Origin of the sequence: Herminiimonas glaciei (genome assembly GCF_042664955.1) — a bacterium.
Lineage (GTDB): Bacteria > Pseudomonadota > Gammaproteobacteria > Burkholderiales > Burkholderiaceae_D > Oxalicibacterium > Oxalicibacterium glaciei.
The window spans coordinates 84,631-98,061 of the sequence record NZ_JBHTBU010000003.1 but is presented as its reverse complement, the minus strand read 5'-3'; the positions used below and the strand labels follow the sequence as shown (position 1 = coordinate 98,061).

Below are 13,431 nucleotides of genomic sequence, written 5' to 3'. Positions count from 1 at the left end.
CTAAAAACACGATAGTGAAGTGAGGGAAGCAACAAGGAGGCTCAATCGGTGCCTGCTTGCAAGCGGGCACCGGGAGCCAGGGAAAATTACTTGGCGAACAAGCTGACAAAGGCACGCGCCGCCGCTTGCGGATCACCTGCCAGGTAGACGCTGCTGATCGCAGCTACCATGTCGGCACCATTAGCTACCAACGGCGCGGAGTTGTCCCGGGTCATGCCACCGATTACGCAACTAGGTACTTGACCTTGCGCTTTCCAGTCGCTGACGATGGTCGGCGCGGTGGTAACAGGGTATTTCTTGACCTTGGATGGATAGAAACCACCGAAGGCCACATAGCTGGCACCGGCCGCTTCCGCCGCATGCGCCAGAGCCAGGTCACCGTAGCAGGACGAACCGAGGATTTTGTCCGGGCCGATGAGGGCACGCACTTCGGCCACCGATTTATCGGTACCGCCGACGTGTATGCCATCCGCATTGATGCCCAGGCACAGGTCGATGTGATCATTGATGATGAATGGCACTTCATAGCTGCGGCACAGCGCTTGCAGGCATTCCGCCTGTTCCTGCCGCAAGGCTGCATCGGCAGTCTTGTGACGGTATTGCAGCAGGCTGACGCCGCCTTTCAATGCGAGTTCGGTAATTTCCAGCAGTTTGCGGGTGTCATCCCAATCCGGAGTGACGAGATAGAGACCGTGCAGATTAGATTTCATGCGTCTTTGCCTTCTTTATCTTCTTTTAACTACTTTAAACCACGCGTCCGGCCATCGGCGACGATGGGGAAGCGGCGAATTTGCGGGCGATACGACCTGCCAGGTAAGCATTGCGACCGGCTTCTATACCCAGTTTCATTGCATGCGCCATGCGTACCGGGTCTTGCGCTCCGGCAATCGCGGTGTTCATCAAGACACCGTCGCAACCCAGTTCCATCGCAATCGCGGCATCTGAAGCGGTACCAACGCCGGCATCGACAATGACCGGGACTTTGCTTTGTTCGATGATGAGCGACAGATTCCATGGGTTGAGGATGCCCATGCCGGAACCGATCAAGGACGCCAGCGGCATGATGGCGGCACAACCGATATCTTCCAGCATGCGCGCCTGGATCGGATCATCGCTGCAATAGACCATCACATCAAAGCCATCCTTGACCAGCGTTTCTGCTGCTTTCAGGGTTTCCGGCATATTCGGGAACAGGGTCTTTTCATCGCCCAGCACTTCGAGTTTGCACAACTTGTGGCCACCGAGGATTTCACGACCCAGTTGCAGTGTATACACCGCATCAGCCGCGTTGTAGCAACCAGCCGAGTTCGGCAGCAAGGTGTATTCGGATGGCGGCAGCACATCGAGCAGGCTCGGTGCATTCGGGTCTTGCCCGATATTGACGCGGCGAATCGCGACAGTGACGATTTGTGCGCCGCTGGCTTCGCTGGCGGCGCGGGTCTGTTCGAGGTCTTTGTATTTACCGCTGCCTACCAGCAGGCGGGAGCGATAAGTGGTGCCGGCGATCGTCAGTTGGTCGTCAGGAAATTGGGCGCTGGTCATGATGGGTTCCGGGGTACGTGGGTGCAGGATGGAGCAAACTGCGAGGGAATCAAAGTAAACAATATCAAACACACGGCTTGATCCGCCGGTGTTGACAGGAAGATGATCAGCCGCCGCCGATGGCGCGCACGATATCGATACGGTCAGCCGCCTGCAATTGGCGCTCTGCCCATTGCCCGCGCGGGACGATTTCGCGGTTAATGGCGACCGCCACGGCTTTGCCGGACAACGATAATTCCGCTATCAGGTCAGCCACATTCTGGCCACTCTCAACCTGGCGCATGGCGCCGTTCAATTCGATTTCCAGCATCACTTCACTCTGTCACTTCACTATTTTTAAAGGTGCTTGCTTGCCCTGGCCGCCTTGTCATTTATTCAAGGGCGCGGTTTTGCTTCCGATGCGGCACAGACTAGGGCCTGACTTGACTTCCGCTTAAAACTCAACTTTGGGCAAGGCCTGGAGGCTCAGACAAGCAGAGAAGACCAGAATTCTACCTTCATTTGCGAGATCAGAGGCAATACACCCCCTCATCGTCACTTATAATGCTTGATTCGATTCAATTCATACTCAATCATGGAATTAGCCAAGTCTTTCGATCCCGCCGACATTGAAGCGTTCTGGCGCACCGAATGGGAGAACCGCGGTTACTACACCGCCACCACCGACGCAGACAAACCAGCTTTCAGCATCCAGTTGCCGCCGCCGAACGTGACCGGCACCCTGCACCTGGGCCATGCATTCAATCAGACCATCATGGACGGCCTGACGCGCTACCACCGTATGCGCGGCTACAACACCGCCTGGATCCCGGGTACCGACCATGCCGGTATCGCGACCCAGATCGTGGTTGAACGCCAGCTCGACGCACAAAAAATCACGCGCCACGACCTCGGCCGCGAGAAATTCGTCGAAAAAGTGTGGGAATGGAAAGAAAAATCCGGTTCGACGATTACCGGCCAGATCCGCCGCCTCGGCGCTTCGCCGGACTGGAGCCGTGAATACTTCACGATGGATGAGCCACGCTCGAAGACCGTGACCGAGGTATTTGTACGCCTGGTCGAACAAGGCTTGATCTATCGCGGCAAACGCCTGGTCAACTGGGACCCGGTACTCGGCACCGCTGTCTCCGACCTCGAAGTGGTATCGGAAGAAGAAGATGGCCAGATGTGGAATATCCGCTATCCACTGGCGGACGGTTCGAACTACAAATTCCCGATCGTGTTTGATGAAGCAGGCAATGCCACTGAATGGGAAGAGCGCAACTTCATCGTGGTCGCCACCACCCGTCCGGAAACCATGCTGGGCGACGTTGCAGTTGCAGTCGACCCGACCGATACCCGCTATCAGCACCTGGTCGGCAAACTGCTGACCCTGCCTTTATGCGAGCGCACGATTCCTGTCATTGCAGATGATTACGTCGACAAGGAATTCGGTACCGGTTGCGTGAAGATCACGCCAGCACATGACTTCAACGATTACGCCGTTGCCCAGCGTCACAACCTCGACAAGATCAGCATCCTGACACTGGACGCCAAGATCAATGAAAACGCACCTGCTGCCTATCAGGGTCTCGATCGTTTTGCCGCGCGCAAACAAATAGTCGCCGACCTCGATGCACAAGGTTTGCTGGAACTGGTCAAACCGCACAAATTGATGGTGCCACGCGGTGACCGTACCAACACCGTGATCGAGCCTATGCTGACCGATCAGTGGTTTGTCGCGATGAGCAAACCGGCACCGGAAGGCACTTACTTCCCAGGCAAATCGATTACCGAAGTCGCGCTGGAAAAAGTCGCGAACGGTGAAATCCAGATGCTGCCGGAGAACTGGACCAACACTTACAACCAGTGGCTGAACAACATCCAGGACTGGTGTATCTCGCGTCAACTGTGGTGGGGTCATCAAATCCCGGCCTGGTATGACAGCGAAGGCAAAGTCTATGTCGCACGCAATGAAGAAGAAGCAAAAGCCAAGGCTGCGGCAGCTGGCTACAACGGCCCGCTGACCCGCGACGAAGATGTACTCGACACCTGGTTCTCGTCGGCACTGGTGCCGTTCTCGACACTGGGCTGGCCGGAAGAAACGCCGGACTTCAAAACCTTCCTGCCATCCTCAGTACTGGTAACCGGCTTCGATATTATTTTCTTCTGGGTTGCACGCATGGTCATGATGACCACGCACTTCACCGGCAAAGTCCCGTTCAAAACGGTGTACGTGCACGGCCTGATACGCGACAGCAGTGGCCAGAAAATGTCCAAGTCGAAAGGCAATACGCTGGACCCTATCGACCTGATCGACGGCATCAACGTCGACGAGCTGGTGGGCAAGCGTACCGTCGGTTTGATGAATCCCAAGCAGGCTGTCAGCATCGAGAAAGCAACCCGCAAGGAATTCCCGGCCGGTATCTCGGCTTACGGTACCGATGCGCTGCGCTTCACGATGGCGAGCTATGCATCGTTGGGTCGCAATATCAACTTCGACCTGAGCCGCTGCGAAGGCTATCGCAACTTCTGCAACAAGCTGTGGAATGCAACGCGCTTCGTGCTGATGAATTGCGAAGGCCACGATTGCGGTTTCCGCGATGCGCCATGCGCAGCCGGTGATTGCGATCCGGGTGGTTACACCGACTTCTCGCAAGCGGATCGCTGGATCGTTTCCAAACTACAGCGCACTGAAGCCGACATCGCCAAGGGCTTTGCCGACTATCGCTTCGACAATATCGCGGCGTCGCTGTATCAATTCATCTGGGATGAATACTGCGACTGGTACCTGGAAGTTGCCAAGGTACAGATCCAGACCGGTACCGAAGCACAGCAGCGCGCGACACGTCGCACCCTGTTGCGCGTACTGGAAACCATCTTGCGTCTGGCACATCCGGTGATCCCGTTCATCACCGAAGCCTTGTGGCAAACCGTGGCTCCACTGACCGGTTACAAAGCTAACCCTGCCGGCGATTCCATCATGCTGCAGCCTTACCCTGAAGCACAGGCTGGCAAGATCGATGAACAGGCAGAGAACTGGATGGCAGAACTGAAGTCGATGACCGATGCCTGCCGTAACCTGCGTGGAGAAATGCAATTATCACCAGCATTGCGCGTACCGCTGATCCTGGAAGCAGGCGATACCACTCAGGCTGCACGCCTGCAGTCGTTCGCACCGTATCTGCAAGCGCTGGCCAAGCTGTCGGAAGTGAATGTTGCAGAGCAGTTGCCGGAATCACCAGCACCGGTTTCCATCGTCGGCACCGCCAAGCTGATGCTGAAAGTGGAAATCGATGTGGCAGCAGAACGCGAACGCCTGAGCAAGGAAATCGCACGTCTGGATGGCGAAATCACCAAGGCCAACAGCAAGCTCGGCAATGAAAGCTTCGTCGCCCGCGCCCCGGCACAAGTCGTGGCACAGGAGAAGGAACGTGTCGCCAACTTCTCGGCCACACTGAACAAACTGCGCGAGCAATTTGCCAAACTGTAAGTGTGTAAGCTGATGCCGCCCTGCTAGACGGGGCGGCAATAAAAAAGCGGCTGACGTATTGCTACGTCAGCCGCTTTTTTCATGTGATTACTGCGAAATCAGACAAACGATAAAGTCAGCCCCGGCAAGGCGACACCGGAAAATGCGGTCGACCATGTTTGCCCCGGCTTCACCGGATAAGCATCCGTCAAGGTGCCGGTCGCAATGAGTTCACCGGCTGCCAGTGGTGCGAATTGCGGTTGCGTCTGCAAGGTTTGGTGCAAGTTCAGCAAGGCGTGTACCGGGCTGTCCAGCACATTGCTGCCAAAACCTGCGCTATGTAAGCGGAACTCTGCGCCTTCGCTATACGACAGCGAAACGCTGGCCGCGGTCAGGATGTCGGCCAGGTGCAAACGCGTGGCCGACGACAGCACATGTGGCTCGCCCAGGATGAGTGCGCCATGGAAACCGAAAGCGGCAACCGCATCCGCTGCTTCGAACTTCCAGTCCGCAAACGGACAGACCACCAGCTCGAAGCCATGCGCCATCCACTCTATGCAATCGGCGATATCTTCCAGCGTCGCATTCTGCGGCGGTGCTTTGGCCAGCTTGAATACGATTTCCGGCTCTATGCGTGGTTGCACCGCCCCCGTCAAATCCTGCAAACCGTGATTGTCTTCCGAATAGCGCACGGTGTCGTCATACATATGCGCCCAGATCGGCGCGTTAATAGGTTCGCGCTCACCATAGTTCGGCCAGATGCGGCGATTGGTGAAACCGATCTTGCGTCCTATCGGCGTCTCGCCTTGCGCAATACGTATATCGACGATGCATTTGGCCACGTCATAGCCATCCGCGATGCTCAGATGGTCGTCTTTGGTCAGGCAAGGAATTTGTTGCGCATCCGCTCGCGCGGCCAGTAATTGGTGCGCGTATCGATTGGCTTGGGTAGACATCAACATGGCTAGCTCGCGCAGAGAAGTTGAATAAAGGAAATAAAGCCTTATTTGCGATGCAACATTCTCACACAAGGTCGACGCCCTGCAAAGGAGCAAATTGTCCCAGGATGACCGTATCAGATGAAATTTTTTAATGCGGAGATGTCATTTGACTAATGACACAGTGCAACAGTGACAGCTGTCAATGCGGTCATCAGCCTTTGCTGCGCTGGCGCGTCAGGTAACGGTCCAGCTGATTGGAAAAATTGCGTGTATCGCCCTGGCTGAAGGCGGCCGGGCCACCGGTATCAACACCGCTGCTACGCAAGTCATCCATAAAGCTGCGCATGGTCAAATGTTGCTGGATGTTGTCTTTGGTATAAAACTCGCCGCGCGGATTCAGCGGATGCCCGCCTTTTCCCAGCACGTCGGCCGCCAGCGGGATGTCGGCCGTAATCACCAGGTCACCCGGCTGTACCAGGCGCACGATTTCATTGTCCGCCACATCGAAACCGGCAGGCACCTGCAACGCCTTGATGAAACGCGATGGTGGCGTGCGCAGCAATTTGTTGGCCACCAGTGTGACCTGCACTTCCAGTCTGTCCGCAACGCGAAACAAGACTTCCTTGATCACATTGGGGCAGGCATCGGCATCAACCCAGATTTGCATGCTGCTCTTTTTGAAAATGTGCGGGCTTACTGCCCGGCCCACAAGTCGCCATTCGGCCCGGTTTGTGGCGCAGTTACGCCAAAATGGGCATAAGCCACAGGCGTGGCTATGCGACCGCGTGGCGTGCGTTGCAGGAAACCTTGCTGGATCAAATAAGGTTCGAGTACGTCTTCTATGGTGTCGCGCTCTTCGCCGATCGCGGCAGCCAGGTTGTCCAGCCCTACCGGACCACCATTGAATTTGAACAGCACCGCTTCCAGCAACTTCCTATCCATCAGGTCAAAGCCGACCGGATCGACATCCAGCATGACCAGAGCGGCATCAGCCATCGCCTTGGTGATCTTGCCGTTGCCTTTGACTTCCGCATAATCGCGCACGCGACGCAACAGGCGATTCGCGATACGCGGCGTGCCGCGGCTGCGCTTGGCGATTTCAAATGCACCGTCTTCATCGATGGGCGCATGCAGCAAGGCCGAGCTGCGCGTGACGATTTTGGTCAATTCCAGCGGTGTATAGAATTCGAGACGGGCGACGATACCGAAGCGATCACGCAAAGGATTGGTCAACATGCCGGCACGCGTGGTTGCGCCGACCAGTGTGAACGGTTGCAAATCGAGGCGCACCGAACGTGCGGCAGGACCTTCACCGATCATGATATCGATCTGGTAATCCTCCAGCGCCGGGTACAGGATTTCTTCGACCACCGGCGACAACCGGTGGATTTCATCGATGAAGAGTACGTCGTTGGCTTCGAGGTTGGTCAGCAATGCGGCCAGGTCACCGGCACGTTCCAGCACCGGGCCGGAAGTCTGGCGCAGGTTGACGCCCATTTCACGCGCAATGATGTGCGCGAGGGTGGTCTTGCCCAAACCCGGTGGACCAAACAGCAAGGTGTGATCCAGTGCTTCGTGTCGTTGCCGCGCTGCGGTGATGAAGATTTCCAGCTGGCCACGGATTTTTTCCTGGCCTACGTATTCGTCCAGCTGCTTGGGACGCAGCGCGCGCTCTATCGCCTCCTCGTTAGCGGAGGCGGGAGTGGCGGCAATGATGCGTTGCTCGCTGAAATCGTCGGTTTGAATACTCATGGTCGCATTGTAGCGCGGCGGCGGTGAAAGTTAACTTATGCCTTGGACAGGGACTTGAGTGCGAGCTTGATACCGTCCGAAACACCGGTACCGGCCGGTACCTGTTTCAATGCCAGCATCGCTTCCTTGTCGGAATAACCCAGGGCCAGCAATGCATTCAGGATATCGGAAGTGGCATCGGTTGCGACGACGCCGGCCACGCCGAGGTCGGCACCAAGCTTGCCCTTCAGCTCCAGCAACAGGCGTTCGGCGGTTTTCTTGCCTATGCCAGGTATCTTGGTCAGGCGTCCGGCTTCCTGCATCGTGATCGCCTGCGACAAATCAGCCACCGACATACCGGACAGGATGGAGAGCGCCGTGCGCGCACCTATACCGGTAATTTTCACCAGTTGCTTGAAGACGTTACGTTCTTCGTTCGTACCAAAGCCAAACAGGATGTGCGCATCTTCACGTACCGTCAGATGGGTCAGCAACACAACTTTTTCACCGAGGCCGGGCAGGTTGTAGAAGGTGCTCATCGGCACATTGACTTCATAACCGACACCATTGCAATCGACCAGCAATTGCGGTGGATTTTTTTCGAGCAATACTCCGGAAAGACGACCTATCATCTCAGTGTGACCTTGGGAAATATAAAAACGGAAGACTAATACTAACCGACCAGGCGGCCGCCGCGTACACGCAAACCCTTGCGTGCCAATTCCGGTGCCAGTGCACCCAGCACACTCAGGGTTTCGCCGCTATGCGCATGACAGATCGCCACACCCAATGCATCAGCGGCATCAGTGCCGGGCAAACCCGACAACTTCAGCAGGCGCTGCACCATATCCTGCACCTGTGCTTTTTGTGCCTTGCCCTGCCCTACGACTGCTTGCTTGACTTGTAGCGCGGTATATTCCGCCACCAGCAAATCGGCATGCACCAGTGCGCATATCGCAGCACCCCGTGCCTGACCGAGCAAGAGTGTCGATTGCGGGTTCACGTTGACGAAGACTTTCTCTATCGCCGCACAATCGGGGCGATACGTCGCAATGACTTCGGAGACGCTGGAGAGTATGGTTTTGAGGCGTTGCGGCAAATCGGCATCGGGCGTTTTGATGGTGCCCGATGCGATGTAGCTCAGCTTGTTGCCATGCTTCTCGATCACGCCAAAGCCGGTGGTACGCAAGCCAGGGTCGATGCCGAGAATTTTCATGGAGTAAGAGGTAGCTATAAACAAGTCACGCGACTACTGTCGCATGACTTTGCTGATTAGTGACGGAAGTGGCGTGTGCCTGTCATCAGCATCACGACACCTTGCTCATCCGCGGCATCGATCACTTCCTGATCGCGCATCGAACCACCCGGATGGATGACCGAAGTTGCACCGGCAGCAACCACCACGTCGAGGCCGTCACGGAACGGGAAAAATGCATCCGACGCAACTGCAGTACCGGCCAGCGACAAGCCTGCATTCTGCGCCTTGATCGAAGCAATGCGTGCGGAATCGATACGGCTCATTTGACCTGCGCCTACGCCCATGGTCATACCATTTGCACAGAACACTATCGCATTCGATTTAACGAACTTGGCGACGCGCCAGGCAAACATCAGGTCTTGCAATTGTTGCGGTGTTGGTTGCTTCTTGCTGACGACTTTCAGTTCAGCCAGCAAAACATTTTTCGCATCCGGCGATTGCACCAGCAAGCCACCACCTACGCGTTTGAAGTCATGTGCATTGACAGCATTACCGAGCGGGATTTCCAGCAGGCGTACGTTTTGTTTGCCGGCGAAAATCTGTTTGGCTTTTTCACTGAAGGAAGGCGCGATCAGGACTTCAACGAATTGCTTGGCCACTGCTTCTGCCGCATTGCCATCCAGCTCACGGTTGAAGGCGATAATGCCGCCAAAAGCCGAGGTCGGATCGGTTTGCAAGGCCTTGCTATACGCTTCCAGCGGGCTGGCACCGACTGCCACGCCGCAAGGATTCGCGTGCTTGATGATGACGCAAGCCGATTCATCGAAAGTCTTTACGCATTCCCAAGCTGCATCCGCATCGGCGATGTTGTTGTACGACAGTTCCTTGCCTTGCAATTGCGTGTAGTTGGCGAGCGCACCGACTTGCGGATTGCTTTCGCGATAGAAGGCGGCGGATTGATGCGGGTTTTCACCGTAACGCATTTCCTGCACTTTTTCGAAATGCAGGTTCAGGGTAGACGGATAAGCACTGCGTGTGGCGTGCTGTTTATCTGCGCCCAGCGAGGTGAAGTAATTGGTGATCGCGCCGTCGTATTGTGCAGTGTGCGCGAATACCTTTTTCGCCAATGCGAATTTGGTTTCGTAGGTAACTTCACCCTGGTTGGCACCGAGCTCGCTCAGGACCTGGCTGTAGTCAGTCGGATCGCAAATGACGACCACGTCTTTGTGATTCTTGGCCGATGAACGCAACATCGCAGGGCCGCCGATGTCGATGTTTTCGATTGCATCTTCCAGCGAGCACTCTGCACGTGCCACGGTTTGCTGGAATGGATAGAGATTGACGACCACCATATCGATAGTCGGAATCGCGTGCTTTTCCAGTGCGCTGACATGCTCAGGGAAATCGCGGCGCGCCAGGATGCCGCCGTGCACTTTCGGGTGCAGGGTCTTGACGCGGCCATCCAGCATCTCAGGGAAGCCGGTGTAGTCGGCCACTTCGGTCACGTTGATGCCGTTCTCAGCCAGCAGTTTTGCCGTGCCTCCGGTCGACAGGATATTGACGCCCATGCCTGACAAGGCGCGCGCAAATTCCAGAACGCCAGTTTTGTCAGAGACCGAGATGAGAGCTTGTTTGATCATGATGAAAATAGTGGAAGTAAATTAAATAAGATAAAGGCGCGTCGTAACAGGGATCCAGCTTGTGCGGCCAGTTCGATAACTCGCCGCCCTTAGCTTATTTACTTCCCGCCGGGAATGCGGGAAGAAAGTTGGGAATTACAGTAAATCGTGCTGCTGCAATTTCTTGCGCAGGGTATTGCGGTTGATGCCCAGCATATCCGCCGCGTGCGACTGATTGCCTTCGGCCCGTTCCATCACTGCTTCGAGGATAGGCTTTTCTACTGTGAAGACCACCATCTCATAAACATTCGATGGCATTTGCTCACCAAGATCCTTGAAATACTTCTCCAGGCTTTTCTTGACGACTTCTTGGATATTATCTTTGCTCATTGTGCTTGGTTGATTGCGCGTTTTTATAATTTGTCGGGCTCGCATTCTGCCACTTACATGGCAAGACACCAAGCCCTTATCAGGCGGCCAACTTTTCTGCGGTCGGACGATATTGTAACCGCTCGCCGTGGGCCAACTGCAACTCAAAAAATGTATTTACGGCAGCCAATTGCTGCTCGCAGTCTTCCAGCTTGTTCATTTGTTGACGAAATGCTTCGCCGCCAACAAGTTCGCGTACGTACCAACCGATATGCTTGCGCGCGGTACGTACGCCCAGGTATTCGCCGTAAAAAGCGTAATGCGCACGCAAATGTTCATCCATCAGAGTGCGCACTTCGGCGATCAGCGGCGCTGGCAAATACGTGCCGGTACGCAAGTAATGCTCGATTTCGCGGAATATCCAAGGCCGTCCCTGCGCCGCACGACCGATCATGATCGCATCGGCACCGGTCACATCCAGCACATAACGCGCTTTCTCCGGCGTCGTGATATCGCCATTGGCCACTACCGGGATAGACACTGCCGCCTTGACTGCGGTAATCGTCTCGTACTCGGCATCACCGCTATAACCATCCGCACGGGTGCGGCCGTGCAAGGTCAGCATGGCGATGCCGCTTTGTTCGGCAATGCGCGCGATATTCAGCGCATTCTTGTGCGCCCGGTCCCAGCCGGTACGGAATTTCAGCGTAACCGGTACCTTGACAGACGCGACCACGGCTTCCAGGATTTCCGCGACCAGGCTTTCATGCTGCAACAGGGCCGAACCACACCAGCTATTGCACACTTTCTTGACCGGGCAACCCATATTGATATCGATGATTTGCGCACCGCGATCAACATTGAATTTGGCGCATTCCGCCAGCAAGACCGGATCGGCACCGGCAATCTGTACTGCCTTCGGTTCGACTTCACCATCGTGATTGGTCCGGCGTGTCGATTTATCACTGGCCCACAGGCGTGGATTGGACGCCGCCATCTCCGACACTGCGTAGCCCGCCCCCAATTGTTTGCACAATTGCCGGAATGGCCGGTCCGTCACCCCGGCCATAGGGGCAACAAACACATTGTTCGGAAGGGAATAGGGACCGATGTTCACGACAGCAGCATGCGGAGGAAAACCGCTATTTTAGCCGCATCCGCCCGTGACTTATGAAGCAATGCACCAAACGTTGTATTTACAGGCAACTTATTGCCAGTTTGCCTATTTCGCCTGGCTTATTTCAAATTTTTATTTGCAGCTGTTACTTCGGGTTGTCATTTTCATCCAGCGACGCATGCGCAAGATGCGAGACATCAGCCCATTGCAGGATCTGGAAATTCTGCCCATCAAAGCTCACACGGTTGATGCTGGCGTTCAGCACATCAAAGTCACGTGGATGCTCATAGCCCATGCTTTTCACACGGCGGTACACCGAATCCAGCACGCCACCATGCGTGAAGACTGCGATCTTGCGGTTGCCCGGCATACTCGCGAGGCGGGAAATACAGTCCACCGCCCGTGCCGCAAATTCACGCAGGGTTTCCGCACGACGCTCGCCGTCCGGATAGCGCGCATCGATATCGCGACGCTGCCATGCAGCGTAATCTTGCGGAAACTTTTCCTTGATTTCAGGATGGTTCAAACCTTCGAAAGCACCAAAGCAACGCTCGCGCAAACCCTGCTCGGACTGCACCTGCATGCCGCGCGGGATCGCTACTGCCTGCGCCGTATCGTAGGCGCGCAACAAGTCGCTCGAGTAAATCGCATCCAGCGGCTCATCCAGCAGGAAACGGCCAAGTGCCGCGGCCTGCCGCCGACCTTCATCGTTCAGCGCAACGTCGGTATGTCCCTGCAAACGCTTGCCGACGTTCCACTCGGTTTCGCCGTGGCGTATCAATAATATTTCTGTCACATCATCCTCGTTACTAGTCTGCCAGCGCCGGATTCAAGGTATAGCTACCGCTGACACTTGCCTGATCCAGCACATGCCCGTCTATCGCAGCGCGCACTTGCTGACCGGTGAACTCACCATCCAGCGGCACACTGGCTATATCCAGCGCATACAAAGTAAATACATAGCGATGCACGATCGCATCATTCCACGGCGGACACGGGCCGTCATAACCAAAGTAAGCGCCTGCCATATCGGCGTCCTGCGCAAACCAGCCGGTGTAATCATTGATGCCGTGACGCGCACCCCTGATCGGTGCATGGTCGATCGCCGGGCCGGATTTGCCGCGTGGTGTCACGCCGCTGGCAAATGATCCGGCTGCGATCTGTTGGGTATCCGCCGGAATGTCGACCAAGGTCCAGTGGAAGAAGTCGACGCGCGGCAAATCGGCCGGCACGGTCTTGCCTTCCTGATTCACATCGTCGCCTCGTGAGGGTACATCCGGATCGTGCACGACCAGCACCAGTGATTTGGTGGCGGCAGGCACGCCGCTCCAGGCCAGGTGCGGATTTTTATTGGCGGACAAGGTGACATGCGTCGCCGGATCGATCACGCAAAAAGCGAACTCGCCCGGGATAGCCGCGCCATCCTTGAAAGAATCACTCCATAGTTTCATCGTGCACTCGAC

Annotated in this window: 14 protein-coding genes; 1 reads left to right on the top strand and 13 read right to left on the bottom strand. The window is 55.9% G+C overall.

All coding sequences use genetic code 11. The annotated features are described in order from the left end of the window. Window positions 1-86 precede the first annotated feature (86 nt). The 3 genes from thiE to thiS form a co-directional block, all read right to left on the bottom strand. Window positions 87-710 (bottom strand): thiamine phosphate synthase, encoded by a 624-nt coding sequence (gene thiE / locus ACFQPC_RS17040; protein WP_382273043.1) that lies wholly within the window; start codon window positions 708-710, stop codon window positions 87-89. A gap of 34 nt (window positions 711-744) precedes the next feature. Next, complete coding sequence (locus ACFQPC_RS17035) at window positions 745-1,542, bottom strand: thiazole synthase (RefSeq protein WP_382273042.1); 798 nt, start codon at window positions 1,540-1,542, stop codon at window positions 745-747. Window positions 1,543-1,648: 106 nt separating this feature from the next. Next, complete coding sequence (gene thiS, locus ACFQPC_RS17030) at window positions 1,649-1,852, bottom strand: sulfur carrier protein ThiS (protein WP_012078181.1); 204 nt, start codon at window positions 1,850-1,852, stop codon at window positions 1,649-1,651. Window positions 1,853-2,116: 264 nt separating this feature from the next. Between thiS and ACFQPC_RS17025 the strand changes: the two genes are divergently transcribed. Next, on the top strand, window positions 2,117-5,014 hold the full coding sequence (locus tag ACFQPC_RS17025; RefSeq protein ID WP_382273041.1) for a valine--tRNA ligase: 2,898 nt from the start codon (window positions 2,117-2,119) through the stop codon (window positions 5,012-5,014). Window positions 5,015-5,112: 98 nt separating this feature from the next. Here the strand turns inward: ACFQPC_RS17025 and ACFQPC_RS17020 are convergent, their stop codons facing one another. From ACFQPC_RS17020 to ACFQPC_RS16975, 10 genes are all read right to left on the bottom strand, one after another. Beyond that, window positions 5,113-5,955, bottom strand: a complete 843-nt coding sequence (locus ACFQPC_RS17020; RefSeq protein WP_382273040.1) for a 2-keto-4-pentenoate hydratase — start codon at window positions 5,953-5,955, stop codon at window positions 5,113-5,115. Window positions 5,956-6,145: 190 nt separating this feature from the next. Next, complete coding sequence (locus ACFQPC_RS17015) at window positions 6,146-6,601, bottom strand: YaiI/YqxD family protein (RefSeq protein WP_382273039.1); 456 nt, start codon at window positions 6,599-6,601, stop codon at window positions 6,146-6,148. Window positions 6,602-6,627: 26 nt separating this feature from the next. After that, complete coding sequence (gene ruvB, locus ACFQPC_RS17010; protein WP_382273038.1) at window positions 6,628-7,686, bottom strand: Holliday junction branch migration DNA helicase RuvB; 1,059 nt, start codon at window positions 7,684-7,686, stop codon at window positions 6,628-6,630. Window positions 7,687-7,721: 35 nt separating this feature from the next. Then, on the bottom strand, window positions 7,722-8,297 hold the full coding sequence (ruvA, locus tag ACFQPC_RS17005; RefSeq protein WP_382273037.1) for a Holliday junction branch migration protein RuvA: 576 nt from the start codon (window positions 8,295-8,297) through the stop codon (window positions 7,722-7,724). Between the two features lie 41 nt (window positions 8,298-8,338). Then, window positions 8,339-8,881, bottom strand: coding sequence for a crossover junction endodeoxyribonuclease RuvC (gene ruvC / locus ACFQPC_RS17000; protein WP_382273036.1), 543 nt, complete (start codon window positions 8,879-8,881; stop codon window positions 8,339-8,341). Between the two features lie 56 nt (window positions 8,882-8,937). Continuing rightward, window positions 8,938-10,503: a bifunctional phosphoribosylaminoimidazolecarboxamide formyltransferase/IMP cyclohydrolase gene (gene purH / locus ACFQPC_RS16995; protein WP_382273035.1), complete on the bottom strand. Its 1,566-nt coding sequence runs from the start codon at window positions 10,501-10,503 to the stop codon at window positions 8,938-8,940. A 135-nt stretch (window positions 10,504-10,638) separates the two neighbouring features. Then, complete coding sequence (locus tag ACFQPC_RS16990; protein ID WP_041296317.1) at window positions 10,639-10,872, bottom strand: Fis family transcriptional regulator; 234 nt, start codon at window positions 10,870-10,872, stop codon at window positions 10,639-10,641. Window positions 10,873-10,951: 79 nt separating this feature from the next. After that, entirely contained in the window at window positions 10,952-11,968 is a 1,017-nt protein-coding gene (dusB, locus tag ACFQPC_RS16985) for a tRNA dihydrouridine synthase DusB (RefSeq protein ID WP_382273034.1), read from the bottom strand. 145 nt (window positions 11,969-12,113) lie between these two features. After that, entirely contained in the window at window positions 12,114-12,764 is a 651-nt protein-coding gene (locus ACFQPC_RS16980) for a histidine phosphatase family protein (protein WP_382273033.1), read from the bottom strand. Between the two features lie 13 nt (window positions 12,765-12,777). Further along, window positions 12,778-13,419, bottom strand: coding sequence for a YbhB/YbcL family Raf kinase inhibitor-like protein (locus ACFQPC_RS16975; RefSeq protein ID WP_382273032.1), 642 nt, complete (start codon window positions 13,417-13,419; stop codon window positions 12,778-12,780). Window positions 13,420-13,431: the final 12 nt, after the last annotated feature.